Source organism: Rhizobium sp. A37_96 (assembly GCF_053521765.1).
Genome location: NZ_JBNWDS010000007.1, coordinates 246,401 through 264,891, shown reverse-complemented (window position 1 = coordinate 264,891; position 18,491 = coordinate 246,401). Strand labels below are relative to the sequence as shown.

The 18,491-nt window shown below is 60.7% G+C and carries 20 protein-coding genes; 4 read left to right on the top strand and 16 right to left on the bottom strand.

The window, feature by feature from the left end; genetic code table 11:
- The 5 genes from ACQZ6J_RS19940 to ACQZ6J_RS19920 all read right to left on the bottom strand — a co-directional run bounded on the left by ACQZ6J_RS19940 (position 1) and on the right by ACQZ6J_RS19920 (position 3,604).
- The gene (locus tag ACQZ6J_RS19940) at positions 1-399 is read right to left on the bottom strand and encodes an NADH:ubiquinone oxidoreductase subunit NDUFA12 (RefSeq protein WP_163986088.1); all 399 of its coding nucleotides are present in this window, start codon (positions 397-399) and stop codon (positions 1-3) included.
- Positions 400-505: 106 nt separating this feature from the next.
- Positions 506-973, bottom strand: a complete 468-nt coding sequence (locus ACQZ6J_RS19935; RefSeq protein ID WP_449085310.1) for a GNAT family N-acetyltransferase — start codon at positions 971-973, stop codon at positions 506-508.
- Positions 974-993: 20 nt separating this feature from the next.
- Positions 994-1,497 carry an N-acetyltransferase family protein gene (locus ACQZ6J_RS19930; RefSeq protein WP_449085309.1) on the bottom strand — a complete coding sequence of 168 codons (504 nt, stop codon included), beginning with the start codon at positions 1,495-1,497 and terminating at the stop codon, positions 994-996.
- Positions 1,498-1,500: 3 nt separating this feature from the next.
- Positions 1,501-3,006 (bottom strand): Asp-tRNA(Asn)/Glu-tRNA(Gln) amidotransferase subunit GatB, encoded by a 1,506-nt coding sequence (gene gatB, locus ACQZ6J_RS19925; RefSeq protein WP_449085308.1) that lies wholly within the window; start codon positions 3,004-3,006, stop codon positions 1,501-1,503.
- Between the two features lie 88 nt (positions 3,007-3,094).
- Positions 3,095-3,604: a GNAT family N-acetyltransferase gene (locus ACQZ6J_RS19920; protein ID WP_449085307.1), complete on the bottom strand. Its 510-nt coding sequence runs from the start codon at positions 3,602-3,604 to the stop codon at positions 3,095-3,097.
- Positions 3,605-3,905: 301 nt separating this feature from the next.
- On the opposite strand from ACQZ6J_RS19920, the gene ACQZ6J_RS19915 reads away from it, so the two are divergent.
- A complete protein-coding gene (locus tag ACQZ6J_RS19915) occupies positions 3,906-4,163 on the top strand; it encodes a YjhX family toxin (RefSeq protein ID WP_163986094.1) in 258 nt (85 codons plus the stop codon).
- Positions 4,164-4,235: 72 nt separating this feature from the next.
- Here ACQZ6J_RS19915 and ACQZ6J_RS19910 read toward each other — a convergent pair whose 3' ends face one another.
- The 5 genes from ACQZ6J_RS19910 to ACQZ6J_RS19890 all read right to left on the bottom strand — a co-directional run bounded on the left by ACQZ6J_RS19910 (position 4,236) and on the right by ACQZ6J_RS19890 (position 11,061).
- Positions 4,236-6,245: a DUF4139 domain-containing protein gene (locus ACQZ6J_RS19910; RefSeq protein ID WP_449085306.1), complete on the bottom strand. Its 2,010-nt coding sequence runs from the start codon at positions 6,243-6,245 to the stop codon at positions 4,236-4,238.
- Between the two features lie 556 nt (positions 6,246-6,801).
- The gene (locus ACQZ6J_RS19905; RefSeq protein ID WP_449085305.1) at positions 6,802-7,176 is read right to left on the bottom strand and encodes a hypothetical protein; all 375 of its coding nucleotides are present in this window, start codon (positions 7,174-7,176) and stop codon (positions 6,802-6,804) included.
- Positions 7,177-8,429: 1,253 nt separating this feature from the next.
- Positions 8,430-9,911, bottom strand: coding sequence for an Asp-tRNA(Asn)/Glu-tRNA(Gln) amidotransferase subunit GatA (gatA, locus tag ACQZ6J_RS19900; protein WP_163986096.1), 1,482 nt, complete (start codon positions 9,909-9,911; stop codon positions 8,430-8,432).
- 59 nt (positions 9,912-9,970) lie between these two features.
- The gene (gatC, locus tag ACQZ6J_RS19895) at positions 9,971-10,258 is read right to left on the bottom strand and encodes an Asp-tRNA(Asn)/Glu-tRNA(Gln) amidotransferase subunit GatC (RefSeq protein WP_015339557.1); all 288 of its coding nucleotides are present in this window, start codon (positions 10,256-10,258) and stop codon (positions 9,971-9,973) included.
- Positions 10,259-10,350: 92 nt separating this feature from the next.
- Positions 10,351-11,061: a metal-dependent hydrolase gene (locus tag ACQZ6J_RS19890; RefSeq protein ID WP_449085304.1), complete on the bottom strand. Its 711-nt coding sequence runs from the start codon at positions 11,059-11,061 to the stop codon at positions 10,351-10,353.
- A gap of 220 nt (positions 11,062-11,281) precedes the next feature.
- On the opposite strand from ACQZ6J_RS19890, the gene ruvX reads away from it, so the two are divergent.
- Positions 11,282-11,776, top strand: coding sequence for a Holliday junction resolvase RuvX (gene ruvX / locus ACQZ6J_RS19885; RefSeq protein WP_163986098.1), 495 nt, complete (start codon positions 11,282-11,284; stop codon positions 11,774-11,776).
- Here the strand turns inward: ruvX and ACQZ6J_RS19880 are convergent.
- The 6 genes from ACQZ6J_RS19880 to ACQZ6J_RS19855 all read right to left on the bottom strand — a co-directional run bounded on the left by ACQZ6J_RS19880 (position 11,713) and on the right by ACQZ6J_RS19855 (position 16,050).
- Positions 11,713-12,045 (bottom strand): DUF6105 family protein, encoded by a 333-nt coding sequence (locus ACQZ6J_RS19880; RefSeq protein WP_449085303.1) that lies wholly within the window; start codon positions 12,043-12,045, stop codon positions 11,713-11,715. The genes ruvX and ACQZ6J_RS19880 overlap by 64 nt on opposite strands.
- A gap of 300 nt (positions 12,046-12,345) precedes the next feature.
- Positions 12,346-13,002 carry a TetR/AcrR family transcriptional regulator gene (locus ACQZ6J_RS19875; protein WP_163986100.1) on the bottom strand — a complete coding sequence of 219 codons (657 nt, stop codon included), beginning with the start codon at positions 13,000-13,002 and terminating at the stop codon, positions 12,346-12,348.
- A 104-nt stretch (positions 13,003-13,106) separates the two neighbouring features.
- Positions 13,107-13,724 carry a GNAT family N-acetyltransferase gene (locus ACQZ6J_RS19870; RefSeq protein ID WP_449085302.1) on the bottom strand — a complete coding sequence of 206 codons (618 nt, stop codon included), beginning with the start codon at positions 13,722-13,724 and terminating at the stop codon, positions 13,107-13,109.
- A 50-nt stretch (positions 13,725-13,774) separates the two neighbouring features.
- Positions 13,775-14,074, bottom strand: coding sequence for a type II toxin-antitoxin system RelE/ParE family toxin (locus ACQZ6J_RS19865; protein ID WP_449085301.1), 300 nt, complete (start codon positions 14,072-14,074; stop codon positions 13,775-13,777).
- Positions 14,064-14,309: a type II toxin-antitoxin system ParD family antitoxin gene (locus tag ACQZ6J_RS19860; protein ID WP_163986103.1), complete on the bottom strand. Its 246-nt coding sequence runs from the start codon at positions 14,307-14,309 to the stop codon at positions 14,064-14,066. Before ACQZ6J_RS19860 ends, ACQZ6J_RS19865 begins: the two co-directional genes overlap by 11 nt.
- A gap of 82 nt (positions 14,310-14,391) precedes the next feature.
- A complete protein-coding gene (locus tag ACQZ6J_RS19855) occupies positions 14,392-16,050 on the bottom strand; it encodes an acyl-CoA dehydrogenase family protein (protein ID WP_163986104.1) in 1,659 nt (552 codons plus the stop codon).
- Positions 16,051-16,235: 185 nt separating this feature from the next.
- Between ACQZ6J_RS19855 and ACQZ6J_RS19850 the strand changes: the two genes are divergently transcribed.
- Together ACQZ6J_RS19850 and ACQZ6J_RS19845 are read left to right on the top strand one after the other, a co-directional pair.
- Positions 16,236-17,192, top strand: a complete 957-nt coding sequence (locus ACQZ6J_RS19850; protein WP_113351558.1) for an aspartate carbamoyltransferase catalytic subunit — start codon at positions 16,236-16,238, stop codon at positions 17,190-17,192.
- Entirely contained in the window at positions 17,189-18,478 is a 1,290-nt protein-coding gene (locus tag ACQZ6J_RS19845) for a dihydroorotase (RefSeq protein WP_449085300.1), read from the top strand. Before ACQZ6J_RS19850 ends, ACQZ6J_RS19845 begins: the two co-directional genes overlap by 4 nt.
- Positions 18,479-18,491: the final 13 nt, after the last annotated feature.

Below are 18,491 nucleotides of genomic sequence, written 5' to 3'. Positions count from 1 at the left end.
TCAGTTGCCCGGGGTCCAGGCGTCGTAGTCGCCAGTCACGCGCGGACGCTCGCCGGCAACGGCGAGCGAGCCCGGCGGACGGTAAGCCTGCGGCGAGCCGGTCGGGTTGGCGCGATGCTCTTTCTGCCACTCCTTGGCGACGTAGTTTTCCTTGGAGGGCGGAACATCGGTGCGGTGATGCATCCAGCCGTGCCAGCCCGGAGGAATGGCGGAGGCTTCGGCATAGCCCTTGTAGATCACCCAGCGCTTCGGAAGGCCGTAGGAGGACATGCCGCCTTCGTAATAGACGTTGCCGAGCTCATCCTCGCCGACACGCTTGCCAAAACGCCAGGTCGCGAAGCGCGTCCCCATTGTCTGACTGTTCCACCAGGTGAAGGTCTGTACGATGAGATTCCACATGTCTTTTCCTCGATACCCGCTGAGGGGCGAGCGATACCAGAATTCGATAGTTTGCTTATGCCGCCACCGGACCGGCTTGTCCAGTGATTCCAGCAAGCAAACGGCCTCATTTCAATGTCATCTTGAAGCCCAGATGCGTCGGCTTGAAACCCAATCTTTCATAGAAGCGATGGGCATCTTTGCGTACGGCATTCGAGGTCAATTGCACCATGCGCATGCCGCGGCCTTTTGCCTCGTCGATACAGAAATCGATCATTGCGGCGCCGATCCCCTGCCCGCGCATGTCCGCCCGCGTCTGGACCGACTCGATGATCATCGCCGACGATCCCCGGCCGTGCAGCGAAGTGACCACGATCGTCTGGAATGTACCGACGATCTCGCCGCCAAGCTCGGCGGCGTAGAGCGTCTGGTCCGGCGATGACGCGATAGTGCGAAAGGCACGCAGATAATCGTCGTGGGCAGAGGGATCGGTCGTATCGCCGTGGCCACCCATAGCGTCGGCGGCGAACAGGCCGATCAAGGACGGAAGGTCAGATTCTTTCGCTTCGCGGATCACCAGACGGGCCTCTTCCATCAACAATCTCGCCTGTTCTTTCAGCGACCCGCCAGCGGCTTTTCGAATATCAGCGTCGGCAAGCCCGATTGCCCCTGCCCGCTGTTGTCGGCGCGGCCGACCTCGACGAAGCCGTGCGCCTTGTAGAAGGCAAGTGCGGGCTCGTTTTGCGGATCGACCTCCAGGCGCATGATCTCCGCGTCCGGAAAGCAGGTCTCAAGTTCCGCGAAGATATCGCGGCCGACACCCTGGCGCTGATAGCGGGGACCGACATAGAGCATGTGGAGCATCACGGTCTTCGTCAGTTCGGTCGACATGGCGGCATAGCCCATGCCGCCGATCGTCCTGCCGTCATCGGCGACGAGGAATTCGGAGTTCTTGTTCGCCAGCCGGGCTTTCAGCGAAGCCGGTGAATGCCAGGAGGCGTGCAGCTCGCTGACCTTCTCCGCTCCGTAGATCCGGTCGTAGGTCGCGTGCCAAGTCTCGCCCAGCAGAGCGCGGACCTTTTCCAGGTCCTGCTCGCCGGCGGTGCGGACGAAGAACACCGATTATTCCTCTTCGATGCCGAGCTTGGCCTTGACCAGCGCCTGCACGGCCTGCGGGTTGGCCTTGCCGCCGGTCGATTTCATCACCTGGCCGACGAACCAGCCGGCAAGCGTCGGCTTGGCCTTGACCTTGGCGACCTGATCCGGGTTGGCGGCGATGATCTCGTCGACCGCCTTTTCGATGGCGCCGGTATCGGTGACCTGCTTCATGCCGCGGGACTCGACGATTTCAGCGGGATCGCCGCCTTCGTTGAGTACGATTTCGAACAGATCCTTGGCGATCTTGCCGGAGATGGTTTCGGCCTTGATGAGATCGATGATCGCGCCGAGCTGAGCGGGCGAAACCGGAGTCTCTTCAATGTCTTTGCCGGTTTTGTTCAAGGCGCCGAGCAAGTCGTTGATGACCCAGTTTGCGGCGGCCTTGCCGTCACGGCCGGCGGCAACCGCTTCGAAGTAGTCGGCGATCGCCTTTTCCGAGACGAGCACGGAGGCGTCATAGATCGATAGGCCGAGCTCGCGAACGAAACGCTCCTTCTTGTCGTCGGGCAATTCCGGCAGATGCTCGGCAAGCTCCTTGACGAAGGCATCATCGAATTCGAGCGGCAACAGGTCCGGATCGGGGAAATAGCGGTAGTCATGCGCATCTTCCTTGGTGCGCAGCGAGCGGGTCTCGCCCTTGTTCGGATCGAACAGTCGGGTTTCCTGGTCGATCGTGCCGCCGTCTTCCAGAATGCCGATCTGCCGGCGCGCTTCGTATTCGATCGCCTGACCGATGAAGCGGATGGAGTTGACGTTCTTGATTTCGCAGCGCGTACCGAATTCGCCGCCGGGGCGACGGACCGAAACGTTGACGTCGGCGCGCATCGAACCTTCGTCCATGTTGCCGTCGCAGGTGCCGAGATAGCGCACGATCGAGCGCAGCTTCGTCATATAGGCCTTGGCTTCGTCGGACGAGCGGATGTCCGGTTTGGAGACGATCTCCATCAGCGCCACGCCGGAGCGGTTAAGATCGACGTAGGACATGGTGGCGTGCTGGTCGTGCAGCGACTTGCCGGCATCCTGCTCGAGATGCAGGCGCTCGATGCCGATCTCGATATCTTCGAACTGGCCCTGGCGATCGGGGCCGAGCGAAATGACGATCTTGCCTTCGCCAACGATCGGATCCTTGAACTGCGAGATCTGATAGCCCTGCGGCAGGTCGGGATAGAAGTAGTTCTTGCGGTCGAAGATCGAGCGCTTGTTGATCTGCGCCTTCAGGCCGAGGCCGGTGCGCACGGCCTGCTTGACGCATTCCTCGTTGATGACGGGCAGCATGCCGGGCATGGCGGCATCGACCAGCGAGACGTTGGAATTCTGCGGCTTGCCGAACTCGGTCGAGGCTCCGGAGAAGAGCTTGGAATTGCTCAACACCTGGGCATGGACCTCCATGCCGATAACGATTTCCCAATCGCCGGTGGCACCGGGAATGAAGCGTTTTGGATCTGGCGTGCGGACGTCGACAAGGGTCATGGGAAGCTCTTGAAATGCTGTTCTTCTGAACTTTGTGAGGTAGAGCAATTGGCCGGGCGGCGCAAGGCTTTCGGCATGCGCCGATGCGCTATATGCCCGGTCCGTAAGCGCCGTCGCTATCCTCGACCAGCGATTTCGAAAGCCCCACGGTCGGCACGTCGCTGTCGAGTTTCGGAGAGTAGACGACCGACAGCCAGTGTATCTGATAGCCGCGCGCCTTGAAGAAGGCGATGGCATCCGTGTTGCCGGCATGCGTGTGCAGGGAAACCTTTTCCAGCCCCTGCTCGCGCACGTCCTGCTCGATCCGCGCGAGAAGCGCGGAGCCGAGGCCTCGTCTCACGAAATCCGGATCGATCCAGAAATCGGAGATCGCTTCGTCCAGCCCCTCGCGCGCGGCCCATCCGACCGCCTCTCCGTTCAGCTCGATGACCGTGATCGTCAGCCACAGATTGCGGGTGAAACTCGAGAAGGCCTCGCTCGCGGTTTCCAGCAGCTCGCCCGTGCCGCCGATCGCGCCCATCGCCTTCTGCCAGGAGCGCAGGCCGATGCTCGCCAACACCTCGGTTTCACCTTCATGGGCATTGCGAATATGGATCATCGGGCCCCCGCCATTTGCAAGCAGTAAAGCACCGGCGAAAGGCTTTTGCCAGCGGCGAGATTCGCAATCACGGCCACGGACGAGGTACATGAAACGGGTTGCGCTTGACTGCCGCACGCAACCTGCCTTACACAGGGCATCTCAACGGAGTTTTGATGTCTAGCTTTCGTCAGTCCCGGTAAAGGCCTCGCTCGCAAGTCTTCTTGCGTGCCGGGCCTGAAAAACGAAGCCCCGACTTCCCCAAAGGGAAGCCTCGGATCGTTTTTGTGCGCCTCTTGGCGCTATACGGATTCTGACAACAATGGACATTTCCCGCGCCGAACAGCGCATCCTGCACTTGCTCGCCCAAGGCGGGCGCATCGAAATCGAACGCAGCGAAAACAAGAAGGTCGAGAACGCCTTCTGCTTCACCCGCGACGGCTGGGTCTATCCCGACTTCGATATCGATCTTTTCCGCAGGCTCAAACGCCTCAAGGCCATCAAATCCAGCGACGGCCATCCCTATCGCATTAGTGAAAAGGGGCTGCGGTTGGTGCGCTCGCAATTGAACAATCGATAGAACAAGCACGAGAGCCGCCCGATTCGAGGCGGCTCTCGCCGATTGAGCCGTTGATATGAGACCGCGTGGCGATCAGAACGCGCTGATGATTTCCGCCACCTTGTCGCTCCGGCGATCGCTTTCCTCCTGCACCGCAACGCGCCTTTCGTTCAGCGCGGCGATTTGATCCTCGCTGTCCGCCAGAGCCTTCAAATAGCGCTTTTTCAAATCGCTATTCTCAGGCACGGCGCCGAGATTCTGTCTTATCCGCTCCTGCTCGCTGGTGGTCTTCTCGATTTCGCTGTCGAGGCTCGCCAGATCGTTCTGGACGGCGACCTGCCTTTTGCGCGCGTCGGCGAGATTTGCGAGCTTGTCAGTGAGTGCCTTGTCGTGTGTCGAAGCCGACCACCCGATCAGCGTGTCAGGCTCCGCATCGACCAGAGCGTAGCTGTTGCTCTGAAGCTGCTCGTCGACTGCCGTCAGCGTCTTTTCGGAGCCGGCGGGCACAACCGCCTTGAGCCGCTGGTGCGTTGCCGTCTTGCCGAAACTATCGGTCGAGGAGAACGACCAGCCGTCCCTGATCGGGTGCTCGATGATGACGGTCCTTTCGCCGTCGAGCGCTCCCGACACGGTATATGTCGTCGTCTGGCGATATTTGACGACGGCCTGCATCATGCCATCGGAAACCTTCAGAGAGGCGATCTCCTCCGTCGGCGTCTGCTGCTCGCTGATCGATACCTTGCGATCGGTTGCGAAGCTGGCGAGGCGCGTATCGTCCTTGGGCAGCGCCGATAGCTGGGAATCACCGATATAGCCGGTCTTGCTGTCGTATAGCGTCAGAATTCCCGCCGGCATGCTGACCCCGGTGGTGTTCTTCAGCATCACGGCGGCGATAGGATTGTGCAAGGCGCTGCCTGCCCGATACATATCCACCATGTCGGCCTCCACATCCGCATCCATGATCGGCACCGACAACGTGTCGCCATTGGCCAGATCGTAAGTCCCCGGAAGTTCGAACGTGGCGGAAATATCGCTTTCGGTCGCAGCGGTGGGGTTGCCGGCGGCAACTTGCATTGGTGCGGCAGGCTGTTCCAGTTCGTCGGTTGCGTAGGCCTGCGCGTCTGCCATTTTTCTGGCCTCGCTCCTCGCCGCTCCTGCGGGGGCGGGCATTGCCGGCAGCCCGATACTCGAAGCCAGACGCCGCCTGTTGGACAGGTCGCCGCTATCGGGATCAGGGACATTGTCGGAAGCCGTATTAACAGGCACTTCCTGCCGCTCTCTCCAATAAAGCTGGTGCAGACCCTGCTTCAGCGTCACCGGCTCGGCCGACGTCAGCGTCAGCTTGACGCCCTTCCAATCCTCGCCGCTGGCATTTTCCAGCACCGTCCATGCCTGCAGGCGCGCCTTTTCATTTCCCTCGATGACGACCTTGTAGGCCGTTTTCCAGATCGGCGACGGGACGACATAGGTGAGGCCGATATCGCTGCTGTTCTTCACACCGTTCACCTTGATATCGATGGCGCGGGTGCGATCGTTCTTGCCTCGGGCTATGGCCGCCGTCGCCTGGGCGAGCTTTGCTCTCGTGTTGGGATCGTCAAACCGGACGGACGCATCCTCGCCGAGCGCCAGCGTCTCCACCGCGCCATCCTTGTCGATGACGGTCAGCAGGTACACCGTTGCTTTCCCGTCGGCCTTCCTCGTCTCGATTCCAAGAATGTTGCCCTCAACCGTCTTCCCCCCGCTGGCGACTGCCACTTTGGCGCCCTGCATCGATGTCAGAAGCGACGGCACGGAGGAGAGCGCTTCCAGGCTGAACGGCAGGCCCTTGAAGGCCTCCTGCAACGGCTGCGGCCCTGCCAGCGACATGCCGGCAACCGAGCCCGCGGACCCGTTGACCACAAGGCTCTTGAGAATGTCATCGACCTGATCGAGCGGCACCTCGATCCGGATCACGCCGTCGCCATTGATATCGGCCGATCGCGAAACCTGGGCCAGGCCGCCCGAGGACAGGGTGATGGATCGGATGGCCCCATTGTCGGCCGCCAGCGAAAACGCTGGAAATGACGCGCTGAGAAGCAGGATCGCCGTGACGTGCTTGAGCATGAAGAGACCTTCCGATTCGGTTGCAGAGAACAAGACCAAGCGGCCTTCTGCAATTTATGATCGTATTTCGGTCCAAAGTGTGATGGCGCGTGGGCGGAATATTGGCATGTGCAAAAAGGGCCGCTCGGATTTCCCGGCGACCCTTCCTGTCTTTGGCATCAGATATCGCGAAGCTTGACGAGATCGTTCGTCAAGCCGCTCGTGCCGTTGTGGATCGTCAGCTTATTCAAGAGATCTACACTGCTAGATCAACGTCGCCCACGGGGTAGAGCAAGAGCTCGATTGTGAAGCTGTTGGATGAGTGTATCGAGCCGATCGACGGATTTTTGATTCATAGCCATCTCCTCTGAAGGCTGCTCGGGCAGAGCGCCATATATTTGGAAAAGACCGGTGCGGCTTGTTTGTTCCAGAGCTCGGCTTTGCACATTGGGGTAGTTTCCAGGGGATCTCGGAATTTCTGGCAACCGCGTAGGGCGACAGGAAGGCAGCCAATCGGAGCACGGTGATACAAGGCGAGCGGAGAAGGCAGTTGGACCGTGCGTTTGCATCAGCTCTGTCAGAGCTTTGGTATTGGGTTCGGCGGGTTAGGCAAGTGCAATTGCTTTGTCAGCTTTTGCGTTTGCTCATGAATCTCCTGAGTTGTCTTCTGTATGTCTTGTGACGCAGAGCCGGCGGAAGGGGTGGATAGCGGATTAAGCGCATTTAGACCCGGTGGTGGGTTCTTGAGAAGATTGTCTACCATCTTTTCAAGCTTATCCGATTGCTTGTTGATGTCTGCCACCGGATCTCCAAGCATATTCGCAATGTTCGGTGGAAGCTGCGGCAAAGGCAGCTTCAGGAAGTTTCCCCAATTTGGAATATTGTCTCGCACATAGTCAACGGCGACGATTGCAATGTAGACGACAACCAAAAAACGGATAAATCGGAACATTCCCGGCGGCCTCCGGTTGAATGCGAGAGTTATACCATAGATCACGCATATTAGAAATGGCGCGAACAGGCCCAACGAGCCAGGGGCGCGAACGGATCGGGAAGAGGTGCATCTATCCGCTCCAACGAGGCGGCGCCGCGCGTCAGCTATTATTTGGCTTCACAGCGTATGTCGCCTCTAAGGCACTGATAGCCGAGGTCGTGAGCAATGCACAGTTCGAGGTACACGTAAGATTTCCCGGCGGTTGCGCTGGGGGATTTCATGCACTCTTTTAACCCTGCAGGCGAAACAAGTTTCCATGTCCTCGTAAGATGTTCGCGAGAAACGGCTTCAATCTCTGTGCACTTTGTAAATTCGCGTTTGCGCTCGGCTTCATCCAGCATTTTCGATGTAAGTTCGCGGCAATAGTTGGCGCTATCGATCTGGGGGAAGTCCGCGGGTAGCTCCGAGGCTACGCTGCCGACGGCGAAAGTGGAAAAAAGTGCTATCGTCGAAAAGATCGTTACGGCCCGTTTCAAGAATTTCCCTCCCGCTGAGATACGCGTACCTTAAGTAGAAAACCCATCCTGCTACCAGATTGCAAGGCATCTAAGTTTGCTTGTGTGGGAAACACTCTGGCTTCCCGACCAGTTCCCCACCAGAGGACAGGACGGCCCGCAGCGGGAATGCTCGCATAAGCCGGATATCCAAGGATTGGGGTTCGTTCCCGGTCACTATCCTGAATTATCCGTAAGCCTGGAGGCAGGCATGTATCACAGCCCGATCGGCACACGCTGGTCGGGTTTTTCATTACCGCCAACCACCTACCATAGGAACCTACCACTATGATGACCATCAAGCATTGCGACCGAACAGGCGAGGAGTTCGTATACGTTGTTGCTGACATACGGGTCCGCGATAGCAGCTTCCTAAATAAGGTGGCGCGATACGGATAGACAGGCTATTTTCGCTCCCTCCGCCTAACTGAGCTATACTCTAAAAGCTTTCCCGTCTCCCGATACGGCATTCGTATACAGAACGGCAAACCGCCTGCATGGGAGGAGTTTGGGAGCTTCAACCATCAACGCTCGCATCGGCACGACGATCGGAAGTGCGCGTATGGCCACAGTTTAGAATCGCTTCAAGGTGGAGAAATAACGACACACGCCTATGCGCGCGTGTGGCTGCAGTCGCAACACGACTTATTGATGCGCAGCTTATTCAAGAACAACCGCGCCGATTGCCTGCTCGGCGCGGTCAGAATGAGGCGATGCCTACCACCACTTCGCCGGCGTGAACTTGCCGGCGGCCTGTTCGATGACGTGGGCGGTCTTGAACAAGGTCTCTTCTTCGAACGGCTTGCCGATGAGCTGCAGGCCGAGCGGCAGGCCCTTCGGGTCGAGGCCGGCGGGGACGGCGATGCCGGGGAGACCGGCCATGTTGACCGTCACCGTGAAGATGTCGTTGAGGTACATCTTCACCGGATCGGAAGCAAGGTTCTCGTCGGCTATGCCGAAGGCCGAGGACGGCGTTGCGGGCGTCAGGATGGCGTCGACGCCCGCATTGAAGGCCAGCTCGAAGTCACGCTTGATCAGCGTGCGAACCTTCTGGGCGCGCAGATAGTAGGCGTCGTAATAGCCGGCCGACAGAACGTAGGTTCCGATCATGATGCGGCGCTTCACTTCCTGGCCAAAGCCGGCAGCGCGCGTCTTTTCGTACATGTCGACGATATCCTTGCCATCGACGCGCAGGCCGTAGCGAACGCCGTCGTAGCGGGCAAGGTTCGAGGAAGCTTCAGCGGGCGCGACGATGTAGTAAGCCGGCAGCGCATATTTCGTGTGCGGCAGGGAGATATTGACGATCTCGGCGCCGGCATCCTTCAGCCAGGCGATGCCCTGCTGCCAGAGCGTTTCGATCTCGTCCGGCATGCCGTCGACGCGATATTCGTTGGGGATGCCGATCTTCATGCCCTTCAGCGACTGGCCGAGCGAGGCTTCGTAATCCGGCACCGGCAGGTCGACGGAGGTCGTGTCCTTCGCATCGACGCTTGCCATCGACTTCAGCAGGATGGCGGCATCGCGCACGTCGCGGGCGATCGGGCCGGCCTGGTCGAGCGACGAGGCGAAGGCGGCGATGCCCCAGCGCGAGCAGCGGCCATAGGTCGGCTTGATGCCGACGGTGCCGGTGAAGGCGGCGGGCTGGCGGATGGAGCCGCCCGTATCGGTCGCGGTGGCGCCGGCGCAGAGATGCGCGGCAACGGCAGCGGCCGAACCGCCGGACGAGCCGCCCGGAACGAGCTGCTGGTTGGACCCTTCGGCACGCCAGGGGTTGATGACCGGGCCGTAATAGGAGGTCTCGTTGGAGGAGCCCATGGCGAACTCGTCCATGTTGAGCTTGCCCAGCATGACGGCGCCGTCGTTCCAGAGGTTCTGCGTCACCGTCGATTCATAGCGCGGCTTGAAGCCGTCGAGGATGTGGCTGCAGGCCTGGGTATGGATGCCTTCGGTGCCGAACAGGTCCTTGATGCCGAGCGGGATGCCTTCGAGCGCGCCGGCCTGGCCGCTGGCCAGGCGCGCATCCGAGGCCTTGGCCATCTCGCGGGCTTTATCGGGCGTCACGGCGATATAGGCGTTAATCTGACCGTTGGCCGCGTCGATCGCCGAGATATAGGCCTCGGTCAGCTCGGTGGCGGTGATCTGCTTGGCGCGCAGCTTGTCGCGGGCTTCGGCAATGGTCAGGCTGGTCAATTCGCTCATTTTGTTTCGCTTCAGATCTGGAATTGGGCAATGGGTCGGAACGGGCTCGAAGCGAGCCGTTATTCGACGACTTTGGGCACCAGGAAGAAATTCTGATCGGTATTCGGCGCATTGGCGACGATATCGGCGGCCTTGTTACCGTCGGTCACTTCGTCGGTGCGCTTCTTCATCGCCATCGGCGTGACCGAGGTCATGGCCTCGACGCCATCGACATTCACTTCGGAAAGCTGCTCGACGAAGCCCAGAATGCCGTTCAGCTCGCCCATCATCCGCTGCGCTTCGTCTTCGTTGACGGCGATGCGGGCAAGATGGGCGACGCGTTTGACAGTGGCGAGATCGACGGACATGGCATTCTCCGAGGTAGGTTTTACCTACATTGCAAGTAGGTATTTTTCACACTCGCTATAAAGGCCATGCCCGCCATACGCAACGGGTATCGTTAGGCAGAAACGCTCTCGCCCGCCTTCGGTGCCGCAACCGCGGTCTTCGAGCCTTCCATGCCGGCGATGAACTTTTCCGGCGTCTGGTCGATGATCGGGAAAGTGCCGTAGTGGCAGGGAATGGCGGTCTTGAAGTTGAAGAAGCGCTGGCAGGCGAGCGCGGCCACCGCGCCGCCCATGGTGAAGCGGTCGCCGATCGGCAGGATGCCGATATCGGGCTGATGCAGTTCGTTGATGAGGCCCATATCCGAGAAGATGTCGGTATCGCCCATATGGAACAGCGTCGGCTCGTCATCGAAATGCAGCATCAGGCCGTTCGGATTGCCAAGCGCGTGGGAGACGCCATCCTCGGTGATCTGTGCGGAGGAATGCAGAGCGTTGGTAAAGGTGGCCGAGAAACCGCCGAGGCCGACGGTGCCGCCGGTATTGCCCATTTCCAGCTTCTCCACGCCCTTGGTGCCGAGCCAGGAAGCGAGATCAGCATTGGCGAGAACGACCGCGCCAGTGTCCTTGGCGATCTGAACCGCATCGCCGACATGGTCGGCATGACCGTGCGTCAAGAGGATGTGGGTCACGCCGGCGGCAACGTCCTTGAGGTTGAGACCGGCGGCGGCAAAGGAAGAATTGTAGCTGAGAAAAGGATCGATCAGTATTTTTGCCTTGCCCGTTTCGATGCGAAACGCGGAATGGCCGAGCCAGGTGATCTTCATTGGATTTCTCCTTAATGCTTGATTTGAAAAGGAAGGCCGATGTCCAGAGCGTTTCCGGTTGGAGCCAAGCCGGTGGAAACGCCCTATCTGTTTGTTCTTCCGCATCTCCGGACGCAAAACCGCTGTGCGCTTTTGCTGGAAATGCTCTAGGAGATATCTCAAACCGCTGCAAAGAAAAGCGGCTTTGACTTCAATTTGTTTTGACGAGAGCGAGACCCCGATGACGACGCTGACCATCGAAGACCTAGCCGTGATGCTTCTGCCCGGCCAGCCGATTGCCGGCCTCGACCTCGGCACGAAGACCATCGGGCTTGCCATGTCCGATCTCGGACGGCGTTTTGCGACCCCGCGCCCGGTGATCAAGCGGGTGAAGTTCACTCAGGATGCGGAAACGCTGCTCGCCTTTGCCGGGAAGGAAAAGGTCGCGGCCTTCGTCATAGGGTTGCCCGTCAACATGGATGGTTCATCGGGGCCGCGCGTCCAGGCGACCCGCGCCTTCGTGCGCAGCATGTCGGAAAAGACCGCCCTGCCCTTCGTCTTCTGGGACGAGCGGCTGTCGACCGTTGCGGCCGAGCGGGCTCTGCTGGAAATGGACGTCTCGCGGGCCAAACGCGCCGAGCGCATCGACTCGGCCGCCGCCAGCTTCATTCTTCAGGGAGCCTTGGACAGGCTGTCGGCGCTCGGCAGGGAGACCTTGCCCGATCTCGATGCCTGACGGCGGCGCCACCAGCCCATGATGGCGGCACGGCGGCGAAAACCGAAGATCGCGAATACCAGCAGGCTGTCGAAGGCAATGGCGCGCGCGACGAGCGGTGGGATGATTTCCGGCGGAATGCCGAGGACCTTGCCGTAGATGGCAAACACCAGATCATGCATCTGCCGCGTCAGCATGAAGATGCCGAAGCTCATGTCGTAGTACGACAAATAGTACCATGCCCCGAGAAACGAGACGGGGGCGGCCCAGCAAATCAACAACCACTTCATGCGGTACCTCTTCGACGCGGATATTGCGTCGTGCCAGCCGACAGGACGAGCCAGTTCGACAATGCCATGGCGCTCAACACCACAGCGGGCAGCGTTATATCTAGTGCGAGCACGGCGAAGAACATCATCGCCGTGACAAGAAACACCAATTTTGCGGGTCTCAACCCCATGGCTGCACGCTTGATGGTTAACTATTCGTCTTTTCACAGTGACGAGTTAACCGTTGCGGCGCAATGTAAACCATTTGTTAAGGTTAACGGCCGAGCAGGCTTGTGGATATCCCCTGCCGAAGCGCCGCCGTCAGCCGTAGACGCCGCGCACGATGCGCTTCAAAGCCGTTGCCGCCTTCTCCCAGTCCTTTGAGTTTTTCAAGGCAAGACCGGCGCATTGGTCGCTGACGGCCGAAGCCAGCACGATATGCTGGATGGCCGCAAAAATCATGGCGTTGACCGCCTGCGCATCGACGCCCTTGGGGGGCACCAGCGAGCCCCGCATGCGCTCGATCCAGCCGGCCAGCGCCTTGGAGCGCGCCTCCGACAGCCGGCGAACCTGCTCGCTGCTTTCGGAAACCTCCCAGGCGACGATGCGGCGCATCAGGGGATCGGCACGCAGCGCATCGAGAAACAGAAGCGAGAGCCTCTCCATCAGGTCGCCGTAGGTCAGCAGGAACATGCCGCCGGTATCGTCGGGAATGCGATCCGCCACCCAGCTGCCGAGATCCGTGCCGATCGCTTCCACGAGGCCGTCGAGACCGCCGTAGTAGCGGTAGATCAGCTGCTTGTCGCAGCCGGCGCCGCGGGCGACCGCATTGATACCGAAATTCTGGAACCCCTCCTCCGCCAGAAGCCGCTTGGCGGCATCCAGGATCGCCTGCTGGGTTGCGGCGCGATTGCGCACGCGCTTTTCCACGACAGGCACGTCCAAGGGGATTTTCACGGCAGCGTTTGCGACGGCCATCGACTCGACTCCAATCTGTCACCGGGCGGTGAATAGCAAGCCAGGCGGCCTCAAACAACAAAGATGCCAGGATGCGAGCCCGTCAAAACCCGCGAATCCACAGATTAGAGAAACCGACCAAACCACACAGTGGTTTCGGACACCAGACCCGCAGGGAGTTCCACGGGCACGAAACCGCGCGACGACCAGAATCGGACGGCACCGCGGTTGCCGGCGTTGGCGCCGAGATGGATGCCTGTGACACCGTTGGTCCGGGCGTTGGCGATCCATCGATCGAGGAGTGCGGTGCCGATACCCTTGCCCTGTGCTCGCGGCAGCAGGTTCATATGAATATGTGCGGGGAACCGCTCGATCAGGAACGCGGGCGCCTGCTTCGGATGATGGATCGCCGATATCCGCTTCTGGTCCGCATCCCAGAGCGCCGGATCGCCTTGCGGATCGGCATAGAGCCGACGCAGCCGCGGCCACCATTCGCGCTCCAGCCGCTCATCGAAGGCAATCGTGTCGAAGGCACCGGAAATATAGCCAGTGACGCCCTCGTCATCCTCGGCGACGAAAACCAGCTCGGGATGAAGCGTGGCGTAAGGCGCGGAATAGATATGCCCGATCAGGCGGCCGTCGCGATGCAACGGCGCCGCATCCTTGCCGGCATCGCCCGTTGCCAGCGAAATGGCGTAGAGCTGGTCGATGTCTTTCGAGCGCACTTGGCGAAGATTGATCATGACGGCCTCTGGATACAGGCCTTTCAGCCGATTGAACTTCGAACGTCTTTTCAGAGGTTTCGATTTACATCCATCCGCTTGTGCAGCACACGGATGATAGCGATCTGCGAATCCTGCAAGAGATAGTAAATGACATGGGAACCAACGATATATTTGAAATAGCCTTCACGAACATCAGCGTGACGGCCGATATTTAGACCGGATGCCAATCCTTCGAATGCCCTAATGACCTCTGCATGATAGGTTTCCGCCTGTTTTACCGACCAGCGCTCGACGGTATATCGCCAAATGTCCTCAAGGTCTCTCTCGGCAAGCGGAGATAAGGCGTAGCGGCGCTGCTTATTCGCCATATGTCGCACGCATCCGCTTCACGAACGCAGCATTGTCGAAGGAAGCCGGCTGCCCGGACGCCTCGCCGGCAATCAGCGCGTCCTGGAGAGACTTTACCTTGGCTTCGTGCTCTTCCAGAAGACGCAAACCCGCACGGACAACGTCACTAGCGGAACCATATCGGCCTGTCTGAATCTGAGCTTCAATGAAGGCGCTAAAATGGTCGCCAAGCGAAACGGACGTGTTACGAGCCATCGAAACCTCCTGCGTCGATACCAATATATAATATCTGTTGGTATCACATCAATGCGGCCAAAATCTGCGGAAACCGCGCAACCTAGGTCGCTGGCGGATAAAGCAGATCGACGATGTAGCTGGCGTCGAAGCGCGAATCGAGCATGCCATAGGTCGCGCGCCAGCCGCCGGCCAGACGCGTTTCGATGAAGGCGTCGGCGATCTTGCCGGCTCCGAGGCGATAGAGCTCGGCGGCGCCGGCCGCGAGCGCCATCTGTTCGACCAGCAGACGGGCGGCGCCCTCATCCTGCTCGCAAAGCGCCATGGCGGCACGCAGCACATCGATGGTCTTCTTGCCGGCCGGACCGAGATCGCGGGCAAGACCGGCAAAGACGGTCTCGAACAGGTCCTTGCCCCGGTTCAGCACGCGCAGCACATCCAGCGCCATGACATTGCCGGAGCCTTCCCAGATCGCGTTGACGGGCGCTTCCCGATAATGGCGGGCGATCGGGCGTTCCTCGATGTAACCGCTGCCGCCGATGCACTCCATGGCTTCATAGATCAGCGCCGGCGCGATCTTGCAGCACCAGTATTTGGCAACAGGCGTCATGACGCGGGCATAAGCCGCATCCTCGCTGCTGCCGCTGGCCTTGTCGAAGGCTTCGGCGAGACGGAAGGCAAGCGCCGTCGCCGCGGCGACATCGAGCGCCATGTCGGCGAGCACGCGCGTCATGATCGGCTGGTTGACCAGCATCTTGCCGAAAACGCTGCGGCCGCGCGCATGATGCACGGCTTCGGCCAGCGACGCGCGCATGATACCGGCAGAGGCCAGCGCGCAATCGAGCCGCGTCAGCGTCACCATGTCGAGAATGGTGCGGATGCCGGCATCGGGCGCGCCGAGCAGGAAGCCGAACGTGTCGGTGAACTCGACTTCCGAGGAGGCGTTCGAGCGGTTGCCGAGCTTGTCCTTCAGCCTCTGGAAATGCAGGCCGTTCGCCGAGCCATCCTCCAGCAGCCGCGGCACGAGGAAGCAGCCCATGCCGTCCTTGGTCTGGGCGAGCATGATGAAGGCATCGCTCATCGGCGCCGACATGAACCACTTGTGGCCCGAAAGCCGGTATATGCCCTCGCTGACCTTGTCGGCACTCGTCCTGTTGGCGCGGACATCCGTGCCGCCCTGCTTTTCCGTCATGCCCATGCCGATGGTGACGGCGCTCTTCTGCATGGCGGGCTTGTTGGACGAATCGTACTTGCGCGAGAGAATTTTCGGCGCCCAGTCCTTCTGCACGGCCGGCGAGGCCATCATCGCCGCCACCGAAGCGCTGGTCATGGTCAACGGGCAGAGATGGCCGCATTCGAGCTGGGCCGTCAGATAGAAGCGGGCGGCGCGCACTTTGTGCGACTGGCCTTTCGCTTCCGGATCGGCCTGCGCATCCCAGATCGAGGAATGCAGGCCCATCGCCATGGAGCGGCGCATCAGCGCATGCCAGGCCGGGTGAAATTCGACGACATCCAGGCGCTCGCCACGCGGGCCGTGGGTGCGAAGCTGCGGCGCGCCCTGGTTCGCCATGCGCGCCAGTTCCTGTGCCTCGTGCGAGGTGACGAAACGACCATGCTGCTCCAGCTCTTCACGCGTCGAACGCGGCAGGCCGGAGGTGAGATCGACGATCAGCGGATCGGAACGATAGGCATTGATGCCGGTCCAGAGGCTCGGCTGGTTCAGGTCGGCAAAAGGGTCGTCAGTCCGGGTCGCTTGGGTCATGAATCGCTTGTAGAGCAAGAAGGTAGCAAAGGGAAACTGGAAGTTATATCTCCCAACAGCATAGCTCCTGTAGCGGGATTCGGGCGAAATTGCATGGGGAACAAACGGGCTCGGCGCACGCCCCCGCTTGCCCCGTGGGCGCTCCCTCTTTATAGACCGCCTGACGAAATCCAGAGGGCAGGTCCATGGTCTTCTTTCCCCACCGCCACCTCATCGGCATCAAAGGCCTCACCGAACAAGATATCACCTATCTTCTCGACAAGGCCGACGAGGCGGTCAAGATCAGCCGCCAGCGCGAAAAAAAGACATCCACGCTTCGCGGGCTGACGCAAATCAACCTTTTCTTCGAGGCCTCGACGCGCACGCAATCCTCCTTCGAGCTGGCCGGCAAACGGCTCGGCGCCGATGTGATGAACATGTCGGTCGGCAATTCCTCGGTCAAAAAGGGCGAGACGCTGATCGATACGGCGATGACGCTGAATGCCATGCGGCCGGACGTGCTTGTCATTCGCCATTCGAGCGCCGGCGCTGCCGCGCTGCTGGCGCAGAAGGTCTCCTGCTCCGTGGTCAATGCCGGCGACGGCCAGCACGAGCATCCGACGCAGGCCCTGCTCGACGCGCTGACGATCCGCCGCGCCAAGGGCAAGCTTTCGCGCATCATCGTCGCCATCTGCGGCGATGTGCTGCATTCGCGCGTTGCCCGCTCCAACATCCTGCTTCTGAACGCCATGGGCGCGCGCGTCCGCGTCGTCGCCCCCGCCACGCTGCTGCCGGCCGGCATCGCCGACATGGGCGTCGAAGTCTTCCATTCGATGAAGGAAGGGCTGAAGGACGCCGACGTCGTCATGATGCTGCGGCTGCAACGCGAGCGCATGTCCGGCGCCTTCGTGCCCTCGGTCCGCGAATACTATCACTTCTACGGGCTCGACGCAGAAACGCTCAAGGTCGCCAAGGAGGATGCGCTCGTCATGCATCCGGGTCCGATGAACCGTGGGGTGGAAATCGCCTCCGAAGTGGCGGATGGCCCGCAAAGCGTCATCGCCGAACAGGTGGAGATGGGTGTCGCCGTGCGCATGGCCGTGATGGAGACCCTGCTCGTTTCGCAGAACCAGGGACCTCGCACCGAGGGAGTGGGCGCATGACCAACTCGATCGTCCTCCAGAACGTCCGCATCATCGATCCCTCGCGCGATCTCGATGAGGTCGGCAGCATCGTCGTGGAAGACGGCGTGATCGTTGCCTGCGGCAAGGATGCCAAGAGCCACGGCGTTCCCAAGGGCGCGACCGTTCGCGATTGCAGCGGCCTCGTTGCCATCCCCGGCCTCGTCGATGCGCGCGTCCATGTCGGCGAGCCCGGCGGCGAGCATCGCGAAACGATCGCCTCCGCCAGCCGTGCGGCAGCGGCCGGCGGCGTCACCTCCTTCATCATGATGCCGGACACGGATCCGGTCATCGACGATATCGCGCTGGTCGAGTTCGTCAGCAAGACGGCGCGCGATACGGCGGTCGTCAATGTCTATCCGGCGGCGGCCCTCACCAAGGGCCTCGCGGGCGAAGAGATGACCGAAATCGGCCTGCTGCGGGAAGCCGGCGCCGTGGTCTTCACCGATGCCCATTCCAGCGTCCACGACACGCAGGTCCTGCGTCGCATCATGACCTATGCGCGGGAATTCGGCGCGGTGATCTCCTGCGAGACGCGCGACAAATATCTCGGCGCAAACGGCGTCATGCACGAAGGCCTGCTGGCGAGCTGGCTCGGCCTGTCGGGCATTCCGAAGGAAGCCGAGCTCATTCCGCTCGAGCGTGACCTGCGCATAGCCGCACTGACGCGCAGCCACTATCACGCCGCGATGATTTCGGTGCCGGAATCGGCTGAAGCCATCCGCCTCGCCCGCTCGCGCGGCGCCAAGGTCACCTGCGGCATCTCGATCAACAATCTCGCGCTCAACGAGAACGACATCGGCGAGTACCGGACCTTCTTCAAGCTCTATCCGCCGCTGCGCTCCGAGGACGACCGCATGGGCATGATCGAAGCGCTGGCGGACGGCACGATCGACATCATCGTCTCCTCGCACGATCCGCAGGACGTCGACACGAAACGCCTGCCGTTCGGGGAGGCAGAAGACGGTGCCGTGGGGCTCGAAACACTACTTCCGGCGGCACTCCGGCTCTATCACAGCGGCCAGGTCGGCTTGATGCGCCTTGTCGATGCGCTTTCGACGCGGCCGGCGCAGATCTTCGGGCTCGCCGCCGGTACGCTGAAGCCCGGCGCCAAGGCGGATATCGCCCTTGTCGATCTTGACGAGCCTTGGCTTGTCGCCAAAGACATGCTTCTGTCGCGCTCGAAGAATACGCCCTTCGAAGATGCGAGAATGAGCGGCCGCGCGGTTGCAACCTATGTCGCCGGCAAGCTGGTTCACAGCCTCTAGGGCGAGCCCGGAG